This is a genomic window from Afipia sp. OHSU_II-C1, from assembly GCF_000497575.1.
Lineage (GTDB): Bacteria > Pseudomonadota > Alphaproteobacteria > Rhizobiales > Xanthobacteraceae > Afipia.
In genome coordinates, this window is record NZ_APJI01000016.1 from 130,305 (window position 1) to 146,643 (window position 16,339).

A 16,339-nucleotide genomic window follows, 5' to 3' on the forward strand; every position below is an offset into this window, starting at 1 on the left:
TCCGGGCGGCGTTTTTGTTTGTGCATTTCACCTTCAACCCGATCCTAACCAAGGAGAACCATATGGACTACGACATCAACGACACTGCGCCGGAGCACAAGTCCGGCATCTCGTCCGCCGCGCGCGGCGAGCACGACGCCATCATGGCGATGTTCGAGGAGTTCAAGGCGTCGAACGACGAGCGCCTCGCATCGATGGGCCGCCGCGCCGATGTGCTGCTCGATGAGAAAGTCGATCGCATCAATAGTGCGCTCGACGCGCAGATGAAGCGGATCGACGAGCTCGCGCTGAAATCCGCGCGTCCCTTGCTTGAGGGTACCCGGCGGGACAACAGCCGTTCGCGCTTTGCGGATGGCGCGGCGCGTGAGCACAAGAGTGCTTTCGAGACTTATGTGCGCCAGGGCGAGAGCGGGGCGCTGCGCGCGCTGGAGACCAAGGCGCTCTCCGCCGGCTCCAATGCCGACGGCGGTTATCTCGTGCCCACCGAACTCGAGCACGAGATCGGCGCGCGGCTTGCGGTGATCTCGCCGATCCGCGCCATCTCGTCGGTGCGCGAGATCTCCGGCAATGTCTACAAGAAGCCGTTTATGACGGCGGGCCCCGCCACCGGCTGGGTCGGCGAGACGGATTCGCGCGCGCAGACCACGTCGCCGACGCTCGATGCACTGAGCTTCCCGGCGATGGAGCTTTACGCCATGCCGGCAGCGACCGCGACGCTGCTCGATGACTCGGCGGTGAACATCGACGAGTGGATCGCCTCCGAAGTGGAGCTGACCTTCGCGGTGCAGGAGGGCGCCGCCTTCGTCAACGGCGACGGCAGCAACAAGCCGAAGGGTTTTCTCAACTACACGGCGGTCGCGAACAGTTCGTGGACCTGGGGCAATCTCGGCTATGTCGCGAGCGGCAGCGCGGGCGCGTTTCCCGGCTCCAATCCGTCCGATGTGCTGGTCGACACGATCTATGCGCTGAAGGCGGGCTATCGCCAGAACGGCACCTTCGTGATGAACCGCAAGACGCAGGCCGCGATCCGCAAGTTCAAGGACTCGGGCGGCGCGTATCTGTGGCAGCCGCCGGCGCAGGCGGGCGGGCGTGCATCGCTGATGACGTTCCCGCTGATAGAGGCCGAGGACATGCCGGACATCGGCGCGAACTCGCTCTCCATCGCGTTCGGCGATTTCCGCCGCGGCTACCTGATCGTGGATCGCGTCGGCGTGCGCGTGCTGCGCGATCCGTATTCCGCAAAGCCCTATGTGCTGTTCTATACCACCAAGCGTGTCGGCGGCGGCGTCCAGGATTTTGATGCGATCAAGCTGGTGAAGTTCGCGGCGAGTTGACTTCGCCCTCTCCCCGCCCTTGCGGGGAGAGGGTTGGGGTGAGGGGTCTTTAAAAAGTTGCCCCTCATCCGGAGACTTCGCTTCGCTCTGTCTCCGACCTCTCCCCGCGCGCGGGGAGAGGTGAGCGCCGTACAGCACGTGTGACCGCTTTTCCTTTCATTATGTCCCACAGGATCTCTTCGCATGTCCGCACGCGAGGATGCCCTCGCACGCCATCAACGGCAAAGATGGCTGCGGCCTGACGCCAATCGCTGGCTGCGCCCTGATGCCGCGCGGTTTCTGAAACCAGATACCGATCCCGCGAGCGTCTATCCGGCGCTGGAGCAGAAATACAGCCCAAGCCAGCCGCGCGTGCCTGCCGGGAACGGGCGGGAGAGCGGTCGTTGGACGGACGCTTCAAGCGGCGGTGCCGGCAACGGAGCCAATCCTGCCGCGTCGCCGATGGGACATGTCGACTTCGGCGATCTTCCGAATTTCAGCGATGTATTTTCGCTGTTTCAGATCACACCGGGCGAGACGGACAATACCGATTACGCGCAGCTTGCGGGGAATACATCCGAGGACGGCGGGCCGGAGCTGCCATCCAACGAGCCGCCTGAGGTGCCGGCAGAGACGCCGAAAAAAGGTGGCGACTGGATGAGGTTTGTTCGCTCAGCTGCCGATTGGATCAAGCTGGCAGGGCGATATTCTCCGTTCGCAGATGCCTTCTTCGGAGCAGTTAGGCAAATCGATGAAACGAACGAGATCATAAATACGATTAAATCGGCTAATGATCCGCCAAGATCACTTGAGGAACTGCAGGATCGAGTTAATCTAGAAGATAGGAGCGGCTACCACCGACATCACATTGTAGAGGAAAAAGCTGCACGAACGGCGGGCTTTTCCGAGGATTTGGTTCAGGGGCGCGAAAATCTCGTTCTGGTGCCGTTCTTGAAGCATCTTGATATTACCAGCCACTACGCGAGGAAGGTCGAACAGGGAGACGGAAGCTGGCTTTCGCCCCGGGACCTGTTGAAAGACAAGGACTTTGAGACCCGAAGGGAATACGGACTCAAAGTGCTCCGGGATTATGGAGTTCTCAAATGAGCAAGCGAGACTTTACGACCTGGAAGGTCGATGATTTGTGCGAGCAATATGCTGAGCTCAGTGTACGTCAGAGTGTTGCATCCGATTTAGCGCAAATGTCCGTCGTCAACCGGCTAGGCGGCGAAATCCGTGAAATCGGCGACGAGCTGAAATCTCGGCCGGACGATCGAGGTAGGACTCTCATGAGGCTTTTCGATCATCCAAATCTTAACGTGCGGCTCAACGCTGGCAGAAGTTTGATGAATATGTTTCCCGAGAAGGCTCGAATGCAAATCCAAGCTATAGCGGACTCAGGAAAATATCCATTCGCTATCGAAGCCGGCTTATACCTTAGCTCGCTCGATGGAGAATTGGCTGAGATGTTGCGGCGAAACTGAATTTACTCCGCTCGCGGTCTGTCTTTCGCGAGAAAAGTTGGGAAGAGTGAAAAAAGGTCGGACGTGACGCCATGATCAGAATTGCCTTGTTGATGCTTGTTGCGGCGTCCGGCCTCTCCGCCGCGTCCCCGGCTTCCGCGCGCGGGGCGGCACAAAACATCATGAATTCGCCGGGCTATCAGCGGGCGCTGGAAGAATCCCGAAAGCGGTATCAGCAGTCCGTACAACCCGTTCAACCGTCAAAAGTCCACAAGCGCAAGAAGCACCATCACTATCAGCGCTGAAGGGCGAGGAAGGTCCTGGCAGGCGCGATCTTTCGCGCGCCGCCGTTTGCGTTGCTTCTCAAGGCACCGCGCCCACGCCGATCCCGACACCGCCGCCGAAGCGGATGCAGCTGTCCGAGCCAGGCATTCGCACGAAGCCTGCGCCGAACTCGGAGCAGGGTGTTGGGCGCGGACGCGCGACGGGCTGCGGCTTTGCCGCCTGATGCGATGGCGCCGCGTGCTGGCGTTGCCTGACTTTCGGGTCGCTCTGCTGCGCCGACGCGGCGGCCATTAGCGCGACTGACAACGCAGCAACGGCGACTGGCCGAAGACCATATGCGAGATCCCGATGCATCTTTGTCCCTCACAGATTGTTTTATTCGCGGACGGATCCTAGCGCTGCTGCGAGTCCACGCGCTGCACCAGGATGCGCGTGTTGTTGCGGCCGCCCGCGAAGACAGCGTGGCGGTTGGTGTTGATGAACATCAGGCGATCGCCGTCCGAGATGCGGGCTTGCAAAGCGTAGGTGCGGCGCGGCTTGATCAGGTTCTGGTCGAAGCGCAGTTTGTAGGGAATCGGGCTGCCGGCGGCGCCGGTGATGCGATCCTCGGCGATTACCTGGGCGGGCGCATCGGCAAGCGAGATATCGAGGAGCTGCACCAGAACGGTTGCATTCTGCGGCAGCGCCATGCGCTCATTGTAGTTCACGGTTCCCATCAGCATGGTGGTCTGCGCGCCTGCGGTTGCGGCGGGCAACAGCAGCGGCGCGGCGAGAAGTGCGACGATACCGCGTCGTGAGATCATGAGGAGCTCCCGTTTCTTTTTATGAATCGAAGGGTAGGCGATCGCCGGCCGTTTGTCAGGCCCTTGGGGGGGAACCGGAGCGGCGATGCGGCACGCCGCCGCATGGCGTTTACGGAATCCCAGCGCCCCAGCTTCGCGCGGTGGTGACGATCCAGTCGCGGTAGAGCGTCAGCGGCGTTACGCCGGTGAGGCCGCCGCAGCCCGCCGAGTTGTTTGCGCCGGTCGACCAGCTCACCACACCGGTGATGACGCTGCGGCCGTCCTGATCCTCGAACGCGGGCGCGCCGGAGTCTCCGGTGCAGGCGCCCATGCCAGCGCTTTTATTCTGGGTTTGCGGATCGACCAGGCGCACCTGCAATGTGCCGGGCTGGCCGGTGACGGCGAGCGGCGCCGCGCGGACGGTGCCGACGCCGCTATCGCTGCCGGCGACCGTCGATCCGATGCCGACGACAGTGAAGCGCGACACCGGCGAAAACGGAATGCGCGGCACGCCGAGAAGCGCGGCCGACTTGCCGGGCATCGGCGCGGACAGGCGCAGCAGCGCGACATCCGCTGTTGCCCGATGCGCGGCGATGGATTGCGCGTTGTAGCGCGGATGCACCGCGACCTGCTTCGGCGCGATCAGCGTCGGCGGCTTCGATGAATAGTCGATCACACGATTGGCCGTGCCCGGCGCGATGCAATGCGCGGCGGTCAGGATAATGCTCGGCGAAATCATCGTGCCGGTGCAGACGCCGCCACCCGCGGCAACCACTGTGACGATGGATCGCGCAACGTCGCTGCTCGGCGCGGAGCGGCTGCCGGTGATCGAATGCGACGGCTGCACGAACACCGACGAAATGACGAGGGCGGCGCAAAGGCGGGAAAGCGGGATCATCCGCAAGGTTGAGCCTCGCCGGGCGCGCTTTGTCAACCGCGTTGCGTAACCGACTGAACACAAAGGTTTCATCAATGCCTGCATACCTTCTTACCGCGCCTGCGGCGGAGCCGCTCTCGCTTGTGGACGCGAAGCGCTTTCTGCGCGTGGAGCACGGCGACGACGACGCCATCATCTCGTCGCTGGTCTCCGCGGCACGCAACCATGTCGAGGCGCTGACGCGCAGTGCATTGATCGCGCAGACCTGGCGGCTGGTGCTGGATCGCTGGCCGGACAGCGGGCGCATCGTACCCCGCATCGGCCCGCTGCGGGCGCTTGCGGCGGCCCGCGTGTTCAGCGCGGCGAATGAAGCAAGCGCGATCGATCCGGAAATCTTTGTGATCGATGCCGCCACAGGCGTCATCGCGGCGCCGAGCTGGTCGCTGCCGGTGCCGGGACGCAGCGTCGCGGGGATCGAACTCGATCTCGACGTCGGCTTCGGTGCGTCCGGGGCGGACGTGCCGCCGACATTGTTGCAGGCGATCCGCATGCTGGTGGCGCACTGGTATGAGAACCGCGGGCTGATTGCCATTGGCCAGTCTGTGCCGATGATGCCGGCCAGCGTCAACGCCATGATTTCGTCGCATCGGGTGCTGTCGCTATGATCGATCCCGGACAGTTGAAAACACGGCTGGCGGTCCAGCAACCGGTCGAGACGCCCGACGATCAGGGCGGCGTCGTGCGGACCTGGACAACGTTCGCCACGGTGTGGGCGCAGGTGACGCCGCTTGGCTCGCGCCGCGACGTACAGGCCGATGCCGACGGCGCGACGCAGGATTATCGCATCGTCCTGCGCAGCAATCTGTCGCTGACGCTCCAGCATCGCTTCAGCGACGGCGCGCGGATCTATCGCATCGTCTCGATTCGCGAGCGCGACGATCGCCGCTTCATCGAGATCGATGCGGACGTGCGGATGGGGTGACCCTCTTGAAACCTCTCCCCGTTTTTACGGGGAGAGGTCGGGTCGCGAAGCGATCCGGGTGAGGGGCCGATCTCAGATTTGTCAAAGAAGCTGCCCCTCACCCCAACCCTCTCCCCGCGGGCGGGGAGAGGGAGCCATACACACTCAGCTCCCCTCAAGGGGAGATCGAAAGAAAGACCCCATTTATGACTCTTGCCAACGTGGCGCTGCGCGCTGCGATCCATGACGCGCTGCTCGCGGATAGCGCGCTCGCATCCGTTCTCGGTGGGGCGCGGGTTTACGATGAGCCGCCGCGCGATGCTGAATTCCCTTACGTAACGCTGGGCGAGGCGCGGCTGATCGATGCCTCGTCCGACGGCGGGCAGACACAGGAACATCAGCTCACGCTGCATGCCTGGTCGCGCAAGGGTGGCCACCGTGAGGCGCATGTGATCGCCGGTGCGCTGTTGCAGGCGCTCGACGACGCACCGCTGGAGCCGGATGGCCACCGGCTGGTCAACTTACGATTTTCAATCGCCGACATCCGCCGCGAGTCCGACGGACGCACCTATCACGCGCTGGTGCGGTTTCGCGCGGTTACTGAACCCGTGATCTGAGGAGACAATAATGGGCGCCCAGAAAGGCAAGGATCTGTTGCTGAAGATGCACGACGGCACGAGCTTCGTCACCGTCGCCGGATTGCGCAGCCGCAGGATCGCGTTCAACGCGGAAACGGTGGATGTCACCCACGCGGAATCCACCGAGCGCTGGCGCGAACTGCTCGCGGGTGCCGGAATCAAGCGTGCGTCGGTCTCGGGCAGGGGACTGTTCAGGGACACAGCTTCTGACGCGCTGGTGCGTCAGGCGTTCTTCGACGGCGCACTGAAATTGTGCCAGGTCTTGGTGCCGGACTTCGGCATTATCGAAGGCCTGTTCCAGATTTCGAGTCTCGAGTTTTCCGGCGAGCACAACGGCGAGGTGACGTTCGACCTTTCGCTGGAATCGGCCGGCGCGCTCACATTTACGGCGAACTGATTTCACCCCACCCGGCTGACCTTCGGTCAGCCACCCTCCCCATCGAGGGGAGGGATGAAAAATTCGCAGCGGCGTCTTCCTTCTCCCTCCCCCTTGTGGGGAGGGTCGGCGCGTAGCGCCGGGGTGGGGGCGCCTTTATGAGAGAGAAAGATGCCCAACACCTATCGCGGGGAAATTTCCGCCGACATCGGCGGCAGGCGGCGCACATTGGTGCTGACGCTCGGTGCACTCGCCGAACTGGAATCCGCGTTCGGTGCGAATGACCTTATGGCACTGGCGGAGCGCTTCGGCACCGGGCGGCTGTCATCGCGCGATCTGACGAAAATTATCGCCGCGGGCCTGCGCGGCGCGGGCGAGGCTGTGTCGGACGATGAAGTCGCGGCCATGACAGTTGACGGCGGTGCGGCGGGTTATGTGCGCGTTGCCGCCGACCTGATTGCGGCGACGTTCGACGACACACCGATCGGTGAGGCGCGATGAAGCCGTTTCCCTGGCATGAAGCGATTGGCTTTGGCATCGGCGTGCTGCATCTGTCGCCGGATCAATTCTGGCGGATGACGCCGCGCGAACTGGCCTGCGCAGTCGCGGCGGTGCGCGGTCCGATCACAGCGCCGATGGACCGCACAGCGCTCGACAACTTGATGAAGGCGTTTCCCGATAAACCGCGTGGAGAGTAATTCATGGCAATCGATTCATCTGGCGACGACGTTTCGCTGACGCTTGGCGCGCTTGGGTTGCGCACGCGCGAACTCACGACCGGAGCGATGGCATTTTCGCGGGCGATGACCAGCGCGTTTACGGCGTCGGTCGTCGGCGGCAGGCAGTTTGACGACGTGCTGAAGTCGCTGACGCTGCGGCTGTCCGACATGGCGGTGCGTCTCGCATTCAGGCCGCTGGAGAAAAGCATTGCGGGCGGGTTGTCTAACCTGCTCTCGGGCCTCACCGGAACGGGGTCATCGGCCGGGGTCTCTTTGGCTGCTGCCTCCGGGGCGGTGAAGCCGTTCGCGAGCGGCGGGGTGATCGGCACGCCGACATATTTCCCGCTGATGCAGGGCGGCGTCGGCCTTGCGGGCGAGGCGGGGCCGGAAGCGATCATGCCGCTGGCGCGGGGACCGGACGGCAAGCTCGGCGTGACCGGGCGCACGAGCGGTAACAACGTCACAATCCAGATCGCCACGCCGGATCTTGAAAGTTTCCGCCGTTCGGAGAACTACATCACCGGCCAGATCGCGCGCGCGGTGTCGCGCGGGCAACGCAGCCTTTAATGCACGCGGTCGCGCAACCCCTTGACGCCCTTGTGCTCGGCGCAGTGGTCGCAGCAATAGAACGTGCCCTTGTTCTCGAGCCCGTGACCGACAATGCGCGTGCCGCAGTTGGCGCATGACGGCGCCAGGGCGTGGATCGCGCATTCGAAGCTGTCATAGGTGTGGGTCTTGCCACCCATCGTGACCTGAAATGCCTTGTCGTAGTCGTTTCCGCAGGTTTCGCACTGGGCCATGGTCCGGTCTCCCGTTCGTGGCGATCTCCGATCAATCAATGTCCGCCGGGCGCATCGGTTCCCGGCCGTCGTTAACAAACACGGGACTGAACCATGCCCGCCGGTTTTCATGAGGTGCTGTTTCCGCTCGATGTCGCGCTGAAAAGCGCGGGCGGACCCGAGCGGCGCACCGACATTATTACCTTTGGCTCCGGGCGCGAAGAGCGCAACGCACGCTGGGCCCATTCCCGCCGCCGCTTCGATGCCGGTTACGGCGTCAAGACGCTCGACGCATTGCAGCAGGTAGTAGCGTTCTTTGAGGAGCGGCGCGGACAGCTCTACGGCTTCCGCTGGCGCGACCGGCTTGATCATTCCTCCGCGGCGCCTGCGTCGAACGCGACGCCGCTCGACCAGACGCTGGGCATCGGCGATGGCGCTCGTGCGGCTTTTCAGTTGGTCAAGACCTACGGCAGCACCTATGCGCCTTACACACGTACTGTCGCGAAGCCGGTGCCGGGCAGCGTGCGGGTCGCGGTCGCAGGCAGCGAGGTTTCAGCGGGCATCGCGTTTACCTGTGACCCCACAACGGGCGTTGTCACGTTTTTGCCGGGACACGCCCCTGCGAGCGGCGCGGCAGTGACGGCAGGCTTCCTGTTCGATGTGCCGGTGCGGTTCGACACCGATTATCTCGAGGTCGACCTGTCGGCTTTCGCTGCGGGCGCGATCCCGAAGATTCCTCTGGTGGAGATCCGCCCATGAGAGACATTCCATCGGAACTTCAGGCCAGGCTTGATTCCGGCGTCACCACACTGGCGCATTGCTGGAAGCTCTCGCGGCGCGACGGTGTGGTGCAGGGCTTCACCGATCATGATGACGATCTGGTCATCGCCGGCGTGACCTATCGCGCCGGCACCGGCTTTACGTCTTCAGAAGCCACCAGCCGCTTCGACCTTTCGGTCGATGGCGCGGAAATCGCCGGCGCGCTGTCGGACGACGCGCTGCTCGAAAGCGATCTCGCCGCGGGCCGCTATGACGCTGCAGGTGTCGAAAGCTGGCTGGTGGACTGGAGCGACGTGTCGCTGCGTGTGCTGACGGCGCGCTCGACGCTCGGCGAGGTCAAGCGCGAGGGGCAGGCGTTCAGCGCCGAGTTGCGGGGGCTGGCGGACTCGCTTTCGCAACAGAGCGGGCGGCTGTTCACCGCGCGATGCAGCGCTGATCTGGGCGACGTGCATTGCAGGTTCGATCTCGTGGCTGCGGGGCTGCAAGGCGCGGGCAGCGTGATGTCCATCGAGTCCGCGTCTGCACTCGTTGCGGCAGGGCTCGATGCGTTTGCGGATGGCGTTTTCACCGGCGGCAGGCTGACCTGGACGTCCGGCGCCAACGCCGGACTGTCCGTGGAGATCAAGGATCACCGCATGGCGTCGGGACACGCGCGGCTGTCGCTGTGGCAGGCGATGCCAGAAGCGATCACGAGCGGTGATGCATTCGCCGTGACGGCGGGATGCGACAAGCGGTTTGCCACCTGTCGCGAGCGTTTTTCCAATGCCGTCAACTTTCGCGGCTTCCCGCATATTCCGGGCAATGACTTCGTCATCGCGTCGCCGGATGCGGGGGCGGGCAATGATGGTCGGGCTTTTGGTGGCGACTCATGAGCACACCTCTCACCCGCGCCGCCATCGTTACCGAGGCGCGCGCATGGATCGGCACGCGCTATCGCCATCAAGGTTCGCTGAAAGGTGTCGGCTGCGATTGCCTCGGCCTCGTGCGCGGGGTCTGGCGCAACTGTATCGGCGAGGAGCCGGAGCTGCCGCCACCTTATGCGCCGGACTGGGCCGAAGCCTCTGGCGCGGAGACGCTGGTGGACGCCGCCACGCGGCATCTCGTGCCGGTGGCGCGCGACGAGATCGGCGGAGGCGACGTGCTGCTGTTCCGCTGGCGCGAGGGATTTGTCGCCAAGCACGCTGCGATTGCGACCGGCGAGGGCACCATGATTCACGCTCACGATGGTGCTGCGGTGTGCGAAGTCGCGCTGTCGCCCTGGTGGCGGCGGCTCGCATTTGCGTTTCGGTTTCCGGGAGTGACGGACTAACCCCTGTCATTGCGAGGAGCGTAGCGACGAAGCAATCCCGCTTTCACCTCTCCCCGTTTTTACGGGGAGAGGTCGGATTGCGAAGCAATCCGGGTGAGGGGCGGGCTCCGCGCACCTCGCTGCCCCTCACCCCAACCCTCTCCCCGCGGGCGGGGAGAGGGAGCGCATCGTGCTCGTTTTGGTTTCACATTCTGATTGTGTTTGAATAGGCCTTCCATGGCAGCTCTCGTTCTTTCAATCGCGGGCGGCGCGGCGGGTGCGGTATTCGGTCCGGCCGGCGCCATCGCGGGGCGGATCGCCGGCGCGCTGGTCGGCAATGTCATCGATCATTCGCTGTTTGCGGAAAACCGCACCGTGCAGGGGCCGCGCCTTGCGGACCTCGACGTCATGGCCTCCACTGAGGGCGCGCCGATCCCGCGGGTCTATGGCCGCGCGCGGCTGTCGGGGCAGGTGATCTGGGCGACGCGGCTGGAGGAAGTCGTCTCCACGCGCACCGAGGGTGGCAGCGGCGGGGGCAAAGGCGGGATCACAGGTGGCGGCGGCAGCGTCACCACGACGACGTATTCCTATTATGCGAACTTCGCGGTCGGGCTTTGCGAAGGTGAGATCGGCCATGTCGGCCGCATCTGGGCCGACGGCAAGCCGCTCGATACGTCGAACCTCAACGTGCGCGTTCATCGCGGCGGCGAAGACCAGGCCGCGGACGATCTGATCGTCGCGAAGGAGGGCGCAGGCAATGCGCCGGCCTATCGCGGGCTGGCCTATGTCGTGTTCGAGCGGCTGCCGCTGGCGGATTTCGGCAATCGCATTCCGCAACTGTCGTTCGAGATCGTACGGCCGATCGGCAAGCTCGAACAGATGACGCGCGCGGTGACGCTGATCCCCGGCGCGACCGAATTCGGTTACGAAACATCGGCCGTGGTGCGCGTACTCGGCCCCGGCCAGTCCGCGCCGGAAAACCGTCACGTCGCCAATGCGCCCTCCGATGTGATCGCTTCGCTGGACGATCTTCAGGCGACCTGTCCCAATCTCGAACGTGTCGCGATTGTCGTTACGTGGTTCGGCAACGATCTGCGCGCGGGAAATTGCACCGTGCAGCCGCGCGTGGATAACGCGATCAAGGTCACATCCGGCGGGACGTGGTCTGTGGCGGGGCTGAGCCGGGGGACTGCCTCGGTTGTTTCCTCGGTGGAAGGGCGTCCGGCCTACGGGGGCACCCCGTCCGACGACAGCGTGCGGCATCTGATCGCGGAGCTGAAAGCGCGCGGATTGAAGGTCACGCTCTATCCGTTCCTGATGATGGATATTCCGGCGGGCAACGCGCTGACCGATCCATGGACCGGCGCGTCCTCGCAGCCGGTCTATCCCTGGCGCGGGCGTATCACATGCAATCCAGCGCCGGGCGTGAGCGGCTCGCCAGACGGGACGAGCACGGCTGCGACGCAGATTGCGAACTTCTTTTCCGGCGGCGGCACCAGCGGCTGGAATTATCGCAGGATGATTTTGCATTACGCCAGTCTCGCGTTGTCCTGCGGCGGCGTCGATGCATTCCTGATCGGCTCGGAACTGAAAGCGCTGACGCGCGTTCGCTCGGCGTCAGGCGTGTATCCGGCGGTGCAGGCGCTGACGACACTGGCCTCGGATGTAAAGGCCGTCGTCGGCGCAGGCACTGTCGTGACGTATGGCGCGGACTGGACCGAATACGGCGCGCATGTCATCGGCGGCGAGGTCCGTTTTCCGCTCGATCCGCTGTGGGCGTCATCGGCCATCGATGCAGTGGGTATCGATTACTATGCGCCGCTGTCCGACTGGCGCGATGATGCAGGACAGCTTGATGCGACCATCGCGTTATCGATCCATGATCGCGACTACCTCATGGCGAACCTCAGCGGCGGTGAGGCCTATGACTGGTATTATGCCGACGATGCCGCGCGTTCTGCACAGACACGCGCGCCGATCACCGACGGCCTCGGCAAGCCGTGGATCTATCGGGCGAAGGATTTGTGGAGCTGGTGGGCCAACCCGCACATCGAGCGCGTCGGCGGCGTCGAAGTCGGAAGCGCAACGTCATGGACGCCGCGCAGCAAGCCGATCTGGCTGACGGAAGTGGGGTGTCCCGCCGTGGACAAGGGCGCGAACCAGCCGAGCGCGTTTCCCGATGCACGGTCGATCGAGGGCACCGTTCCATATTTCTCGAACGGTCAGCGCGACGATCTGATCCAGCGCCGCTATCTCGAGGCGGTTATCGCTGCGTTCGATCCCGACTTCGGGGCGGCGACGCTTAATCCGGTGTCGCCGGTTTACGGCGGGCGGATGCTCGATGTTTCCGGTCTGCACCTGTGGACCTGGGACGCGCGGCCTTATCCGGTGTTTCCGGCAGCGGAAGATGTCTGGAGCGACGGCCCGAACTGGCAGACCGGGCACTGGCTGACCGGACGGCTAGGTGCCGCGCCGCTCGATGCACTGGTCGGCGCGATCCTCGATGATGCAAATGTCACGGACGCGCGCACCGACAATCTGCGCGAAAGCTGCGACGGCTATGTCATCGACCGGCCGATGTCGCCGCGTGCCGCGATCGATCCGCTGGCGATGGCCTATGCGTTCGACGCGACGGTGGCGGGCGGCGACCTGACGTTCGTCCAGCGCGGCGTGCCGCCAGTGGCGGAGATCGATGAGGACGAGATGGTCGATCCGCAGAAGGGAGCACGGGCGCGGCTGACACGCGGGCAGGAAACCGAGTTGCCGCGCGAAATCTCGTTCGGCTTCACGGATGGCGCGGCGGACTATCGCCGCTCTGCCGTCACCTCGCGGCGGCTGGTCGGCGGATCGAACCGCACCCTGCATTCGGATTTCGCCGTCATCACCGATGATGCCGCCGCGACACGCCGCGCCGACATCTGGCTGCAGGATCTGTGGGCCGGGCGCGAAAGCGCGGAATTTTCGCTCGGCATGAACGCGCTGGCGCTCGCACCGGGCGATGTGATCGGCGTGACCATCAATGCGCGGCGGCGGCTGTTCGAGATTTCGGAACTGGTCGATACGCAATCGCGGCAGGTCAAGGCGCGCAGCATCGATCCGGAGGTCTTCTCCGTGCCGTTGTCCGCGCCGCGGGTGAAACCGCCAGCCATTCCACCGGCATTAGGTCCGGTGCAGGCGCTGGTGCTCAGTCTGCCGGGCATCGATTCATCCGAGCCGCCCGTGCTGACGCGTCTGGCGATTTTCGCCGATCCCTGGCCGGGTTCGGTGACGGTGTGGCGCTCGGCTGACGGTTTGAGTTTCGAGAAAGCGGCGACGGCGTTCGCGCCCTCGATCATCGGAGAGACGCTCGATCCGCTTCCCGCCGGGCCCACGAGCCGCTGGGATCGCGGAAGTAAAGCGCGCGTGATGCTTTACGGCGGCGCGCTGGCGTCCGTGGCCGATGCGCGCGTGCTTGACGGCGCCAATGCGGCAGCGGTGCTGAACGCATCAGGTGAATGGGAGATCCTGCAGTTCGCCAACGCCGAGCTGGTGGACGATAAGACTTACAAGCTCTCGCGGCTCTTGCGCGGGCAGGCGGGCAGCGAATACGCGATTGCCGGTCCATTGCCCGCCGGTTCGCCGTTTGTGTTGCTCGACGATCATGTGGCGACGATTGCGCGCGGCCTTGGTGCACTCGATCGCGCCATCGATCTGCGCATCGTGGCGACCGGCCGCAGCCATGATGATCCGTCGACACTCGCGCTCACGGTGACACCGCAACCGACTGCGCTGCTTCCGCTGTCGCCTGTGCATGTCAAAGCGGTGCGTGGGGTTGACGGCATCCATGTCTCCTGGATCAGGCGGACCCGCCGCGACGGCGACAACTGGACTGTCGAGGTGCCTCTTGGTGAAGACACCGAGGCCTACACGCTGGATATTCTTTCGGGCTCCTCCGTGGTGCGGAGCATCTCGTCGGCATTGCCATCCGTGCTGTATGCGAGCGCCGACGAACTTGCCGATTTCGGCACGCCGCAATCGAGCCTGCATGGCCGCGTCTCGCAGATGTCGAGCACCGTCGGACGCGGCCATCCGGCAGAATTCACCCTCGCACTCTGAGGGTGTCGCCGAAGGTGTCCAGTTCTGCGTGACCTCTCCCGTGGGGAGAGGTCGATGCACGAAGTGCATCGGGTGAGGGAGTACGCTCTCTCGATAGCTTCTACGCCCTCACCCCAACCCTCTCCCACGGGAGAGGGAGCTTGATCATGCCGGCGGAGAGCCGCGTATTTCATCGCAAACAGAGTTATCTCTCTCATGACAGACACAGTTCATCTCGGGATGCCTTTCATCGAAGGCAGCCAGGCGCAGAAGCATGTCACGCACAACGAGGCGTTGCGGATTCTGGACGCCGTGGTGCAGATTGGCGTGCTCGATGCCGATCGCACCGCGCCTCCCACCGCACCGGCGGAAGGCGACCGTCATATCGTCGCGGCGGGGCCGACCGGCGCATGGGCAGGACACGCTGACGCGGTTGCCGCTTATGAAGACGGCGCATGGCGCTTTCTGGTCCCGAAGCCCGGCTGGTGTGCGTGGTGCGACGCCGATGGCGCGTTGCTGGTCTATGACGGGACGGCGTGGACCGATGTCGCGGGCGGCGCTGGCGCCATGTCAGGCAGTGTCGCTCAACTCGGCATCAACGATACCGCGAGCAGTCCGAATCTTCTGACGGTGAAATCCAATGCCGCGCTGTTCGGCGCAGTCACTGTCGCCGGCGGCGGCACCGGCGACATGCGCCTGCAAATCTCCAAGGAGAGCAGCGCGAAAACCGCATCGGTGGTGTTCTCCGATGCGTTCTCCGGCCGCGCCGAGTTCGGCCTGATTGGATCGGATGCCTTCAGGCTCAAGGTTTCGAGCGATGGATCGGCGTTTGTCGAGGCGCTGGCCATCGATCAGAGTTCGGGTAACGCGGCGTTTTCACGCGGGATGTTGCTGACGGGTGTCATCTCGCCGTCGCAGATCAGCTCGAACCAGAACGATTACAGTCCAACCGGCTTCAGTTCGGCATCTGTCGTCAACCTGTCGTCCGATGCATCGCGCAGCGTCTCGGGTCTGGCGGGCGGGGCAGAGGGCCGCGTCGTCGTCATCCTCAATACCGGCAGCCAGATCATCACGCTCCTGAACGAGAGCGCGTCCTCATCCGCCGCCAATCGCTTTGCGCTCGGCAGCGATGTCGTGATTGGCGCGAAGAGAGCAGCGCTGCTGCGCTATGACGGCACCGCGTCGCGCTGGTATGCGATCGCGCGTCCAGCCCCCGTGGTCCGCGAGCTGCTGACCGCAGCCAGGACCTATTATGTCTGCTCGGATGGCAGCAACAGCAACGACGGGCTGGCCAATACATCGGGCGGCGCATTTCTGACCGTGCAGAAGGCGATCGACACCGTCTACAACAAGCTCGATCTCGGCGGGTTCAATGTCACGATCCAGCTCGGCGCGGGAACGTTCGCAGGATTTCAGGTGAGTTCTCCGCAGATCGGCGCGGGGACGATCAAGGTGAAGGGCGACACCACGACGCCGGCGAATGTCGTGATCAGCGGTGGCGGCGCCAACGCCATTTACTGCTCGAATTATGCCGTGGTCTCGGTGGAAGGTCTCAAGATCACCACCACGGCAGGCGTCGGCATCTCCGCCGATCTCGGTGCCCAGTGCAACATCACGGGCAAGATGGAATTCGGGGCATGCGATGTTGCTCACATGATGGCGCTGCAAGGCGGATCGATCATCGGTTTCGTCGCTTACAGCATCACCGGCGGCGCTTACTATCATCTGCACGCCAGCATCGGCGGCTCGATCCGCTATCAGGCGGCGACGGTGACCATCACCGGCACACCGGCATTCGCCGGCGGCTTCGCCCATGCCGATACGCTGTCGCTAATCTATGGAAACGCCAACACCTACAGCGGCGCGACCACCGGACCGCGCTACGCCATCGAGGGCAACAGCGTGATCTTCACGTCCGGCGCGCAGGCGACGCCATCCACCGCGTATTTTCCTGGCAATGCGAACGGCACCACCGCGACCGGCGGGCAGATCCTGTAGTGTACG

The 16,339-nt window shown here is 64.1% G+C and carries 19 protein-coding genes; 16 read left to right on the forward strand and 3 right to left on the reverse strand.

What is annotated here, in order from left to right; genetic code table 11:
* Nucleotides 1-62 precede the first annotated feature (62 nt).
* The 4 genes from I554_RS0118555 (at nucleotide 63) to I554_RS25720 (ending at nucleotide 3,081) form a co-directional block, all read left to right on the forward strand.
* On the forward strand, nucleotides 63-1,334 hold the full coding sequence (locus I554_RS0118555; RefSeq protein WP_024574015.1) for a phage major capsid protein: 1,272 nt from the start codon (nucleotides 63-65) through the stop codon (nucleotides 1,332-1,334).
* Nucleotides 1,335-1,517: 183 nt separating this feature from the next.
* Nucleotides 1,518-2,420, forward strand: a complete 903-nt coding sequence (locus I554_RS0118560) for a hypothetical protein (protein ID WP_024574016.1) — start codon at nucleotides 1,518-1,520, stop codon at nucleotides 2,418-2,420.
* Nucleotides 2,417-2,797, forward strand: a complete 381-nt coding sequence (locus I554_RS0118565; protein ID WP_024574017.1) for a DUF2019 domain-containing protein — start codon at nucleotides 2,417-2,419, stop codon at nucleotides 2,795-2,797. Before I554_RS0118560 ends, I554_RS0118565 begins: the two co-directional genes overlap by 4 nt.
* Nucleotides 2,798-2,868: 71 nt before the next feature.
* Nucleotides 2,869-3,081 (forward strand): hypothetical protein, encoded by a 213-nt coding sequence (locus I554_RS25720; RefSeq protein WP_024574018.1) that lies wholly within the window; start codon nucleotides 2,869-2,871, stop codon nucleotides 3,079-3,081.
* Between the two features lie 372 nt (nucleotides 3,082-3,453).
* On the opposite strand, the gene I554_RS0118580 is transcribed toward I554_RS25720, so the two are convergent.
* Nucleotides 3,454-3,864, reverse strand: coding sequence for a YbaY family lipoprotein (locus I554_RS0118580; RefSeq protein WP_029660816.1), 411 nt, complete (start codon nucleotides 3,862-3,864; stop codon nucleotides 3,454-3,456).
* Nucleotides 3,865-3,973: 109 nt separating this feature from the next.
* Nucleotides 3,974-4,741, reverse strand: coding sequence for a trypsin-like serine protease (locus I554_RS0118585; protein WP_024574020.1), 768 nt, complete (start codon nucleotides 4,739-4,741; stop codon nucleotides 3,974-3,976).
* A 74-nt stretch (nucleotides 4,742-4,815) separates the two neighbouring features.
* Between I554_RS0118585 and I554_RS0118590 the strand changes: the two genes are divergently transcribed.
* From I554_RS0118590 to I554_RS0118620, 7 genes are all read left to right on the forward strand, one after another.
* Nucleotides 4,816-5,385 (forward strand): head-tail connector protein, encoded by a 570-nt coding sequence (locus I554_RS0118590; protein ID WP_024574021.1) that lies wholly within the window; start codon nucleotides 4,816-4,818, stop codon nucleotides 5,383-5,385.
* On the forward strand, nucleotides 5,382-5,702 hold the full coding sequence (locus I554_RS0118595; protein ID WP_024574022.1) for a phage head closure protein: 321 nt from the start codon (nucleotides 5,382-5,384) through the stop codon (nucleotides 5,700-5,702). Before I554_RS0118590 ends, I554_RS0118595 begins: the two co-directional genes overlap by 4 nt.
* A gap of 185 nt (nucleotides 5,703-5,887) precedes the next feature.
* Nucleotides 5,888-6,298: a DUF3168 domain-containing protein gene (locus tag I554_RS0118600; protein WP_024574023.1), complete on the forward strand. Its 411-nt coding sequence runs from the start codon at nucleotides 5,888-5,890 to the stop codon at nucleotides 6,296-6,298.
* A gap of 10 nt (nucleotides 6,299-6,308) precedes the next feature.
* A complete protein-coding gene (locus I554_RS0118605) occupies nucleotides 6,309-6,716 on the forward strand; it encodes a phage major tail protein, TP901-1 family (protein WP_024574024.1) in 408 nt (135 codons plus the stop codon).
* A gap of 150 nt (nucleotides 6,717-6,866) precedes the next feature.
* Nucleotides 6,867-7,196: a gene transfer agent family protein gene (locus tag I554_RS0118610; RefSeq protein ID WP_024574025.1), complete on the forward strand. Its 330-nt coding sequence runs from the start codon at nucleotides 6,867-6,869 to the stop codon at nucleotides 7,194-7,196.
* Nucleotides 7,193-7,393, forward strand: a complete 201-nt coding sequence (locus tag I554_RS0118615) for a rcc01693 family protein (protein ID WP_024574026.1) — start codon at nucleotides 7,193-7,195, stop codon at nucleotides 7,391-7,393. The genes I554_RS0118610 and I554_RS0118615 overlap by 4 nt, the downstream gene beginning before the upstream one ends.
* Nucleotides 7,394-7,396: 3 nt before the next feature.
* The gene (locus I554_RS0118620; RefSeq protein ID WP_024574027.1) at nucleotides 7,397-7,981 is read left to right on the forward strand and encodes a phage tail tape measure protein; all 585 of its coding nucleotides are present in this window, start codon (nucleotides 7,397-7,399) and stop codon (nucleotides 7,979-7,981) included.
* On the opposite strand, the gene I554_RS0118625 is transcribed toward I554_RS0118620, so the two are convergent.
* Entirely contained in the window at nucleotides 7,978-8,214 is a 237-nt protein-coding gene (locus I554_RS0118625) for a hypothetical protein (protein WP_024574028.1), read from the reverse strand. The two genes, I554_RS0118620 and I554_RS0118625, sit on opposite strands and share 4 nt — an antisense overlap.
* Nucleotides 8,215-8,307: 93 nt before the next feature.
* Here I554_RS0118625 and I554_RS0118630 point away from each other — a divergent pair, with 93 nt between their 5' ends.
* From I554_RS0118630 to I554_RS0118650, 5 genes are all read left to right on the forward strand, one after another.
* Complete coding sequence (locus tag I554_RS0118630; RefSeq protein WP_024574029.1) at nucleotides 8,308-8,952, forward strand: DUF2460 domain-containing protein; 645 nt, start codon at nucleotides 8,308-8,310, stop codon at nucleotides 8,950-8,952.
* Nucleotides 8,949-9,845 carry a DUF2163 domain-containing protein gene (locus I554_RS0118635; RefSeq protein ID WP_024574030.1) on the forward strand — a complete coding sequence of 299 codons (897 nt, stop codon included), beginning with the start codon at nucleotides 8,949-8,951 and terminating at the stop codon, nucleotides 9,843-9,845. The genes I554_RS0118630 and I554_RS0118635 overlap by 4 nt, the downstream gene beginning before the upstream one ends.
* The gene (locus I554_RS0118640) at nucleotides 9,842-10,282 is read left to right on the forward strand and encodes an NlpC/P60 family protein (protein ID WP_024574031.1); all 441 of its coding nucleotides are present in this window, start codon (nucleotides 9,842-9,844) and stop codon (nucleotides 10,280-10,282) included. Before I554_RS0118635 ends, I554_RS0118640 begins: the two co-directional genes overlap by 4 nt.
* Before the next feature lie 216 nt (nucleotides 10,283-10,498).
* The gene (locus I554_RS0118645; protein ID WP_024574032.1) at nucleotides 10,499-14,356 is read left to right on the forward strand and encodes a glycoside hydrolase/phage tail family protein; all 3,858 of its coding nucleotides are present in this window, start codon (nucleotides 10,499-10,501) and stop codon (nucleotides 14,354-14,356) included.
* 195 nt (nucleotides 14,357-14,551) lie between these two features.
* The gene (locus I554_RS0118650) at nucleotides 14,552-16,333 is read left to right on the forward strand and encodes a DUF2793 domain-containing protein (protein WP_024574033.1); all 1,782 of its coding nucleotides are present in this window, start codon (nucleotides 14,552-14,554) and stop codon (nucleotides 16,331-16,333) included.
* The last annotated feature ends 6 nt before the right edge of the window (nucleotides 16,334-16,339 follow it).

What these genes read in the sequence shown, in the direction of transcription:
- I554_RS0118555 (WP_024574015.1), top strand. Translation starts at nt 63, where the DNA reads ATGGACTACGACATCAACGACACTGCGCCGGAGCACAAGTCCGGCATC.
- I554_RS0118560 (WP_024574016.1), top strand. Translation starts at nt 1,518, where the DNA reads ATGTCCGCACGCGAGGATGCCCTCGCACGCCATCAACGGCAAAGATGG.
- I554_RS0118565 (WP_024574017.1), top strand. Translation starts at nt 2,417, where the DNA reads ATGAGCAAGCGAGACTTTACGACCTGGAAGGTCGATGATTTGTGCGAG.
- I554_RS25720 (WP_024574018.1), top strand. Translation starts at nt 2,869, where the DNA reads ATGATCAGAATTGCCTTGTTGATGCTTGTTGCGGCGTCCGGCCTCTCC.
- I554_RS0118580 (WP_029660816.1), bottom strand. Translation starts at nt 3,864, where the DNA reads ATGATCTCACGACGCGGTATCGTCGCACTTCTCGCCGCGCCGCTGCTG.
- I554_RS0118585 (WP_024574020.1), bottom strand. Translation starts at nt 4,741, where the DNA reads ATGATCCCGCTTTCCCGCCTTTGCGCCGCCCTCGTCATTTCGTCGGTG.
- I554_RS0118590 (WP_024574021.1), top strand. Translation starts at nt 4,816, where the DNA reads ATGCCTGCATACCTTCTTACCGCGCCTGCGGCGGAGCCGCTCTCGCTT.
- I554_RS0118595 (WP_024574022.1), top strand. Translation starts at nt 5,382, where the DNA reads ATGATCGATCCCGGACAGTTGAAAACACGGCTGGCGGTCCAGCAACCG.
- I554_RS0118600 (WP_024574023.1), top strand. Translation starts at nt 5,888, where the DNA reads ATGACTCTTGCCAACGTGGCGCTGCGCGCTGCGATCCATGACGCGCTG.
- I554_RS0118605 (WP_024574024.1), top strand. Translation starts at nt 6,309, where the DNA reads ATGGGCGCCCAGAAAGGCAAGGATCTGTTGCTGAAGATGCACGACGGC.
- I554_RS0118610 (WP_024574025.1), top strand. Translation starts at nt 6,867, where the DNA reads ATGCCCAACACCTATCGCGGGGAAATTTCCGCCGACATCGGCGGCAGG.
- I554_RS0118615 (WP_024574026.1), top strand. Translation starts at nt 7,193, where the DNA reads ATGAAGCCGTTTCCCTGGCATGAAGCGATTGGCTTTGGCATCGGCGTG.
- I554_RS0118620 (WP_024574027.1), top strand. Translation starts at nt 7,397, where the DNA reads ATGGCAATCGATTCATCTGGCGACGACGTTTCGCTGACGCTTGGCGCG.
- I554_RS0118625 (WP_024574028.1), bottom strand. Translation starts at nt 8,214, where the DNA reads ATGGCCCAGTGCGAAACCTGCGGAAACGACTACGACAAGGCATTTCAG.
- I554_RS0118630 (WP_024574029.1), top strand. Translation starts at nt 8,308, where the DNA reads ATGCCCGCCGGTTTTCATGAGGTGCTGTTTCCGCTCGATGTCGCGCTG.
- I554_RS0118635 (WP_024574030.1), top strand. Translation starts at nt 8,949, where the DNA reads ATGAGAGACATTCCATCGGAACTTCAGGCCAGGCTTGATTCCGGCGTC.
- I554_RS0118640 (WP_024574031.1), top strand. Translation starts at nt 9,842, where the DNA reads ATGAGCACACCTCTCACCCGCGCCGCCATCGTTACCGAGGCGCGCGCA.
- I554_RS0118645 (WP_024574032.1), top strand. Translation starts at nt 10,499, where the DNA reads ATGGCAGCTCTCGTTCTTTCAATCGCGGGCGGCGCGGCGGGTGCGGTA.
- I554_RS0118650 (WP_024574033.1), top strand. Translation starts at nt 14,552, where the DNA reads ATGACAGACACAGTTCATCTCGGGATGCCTTTCATCGAAGGCAGCCAG.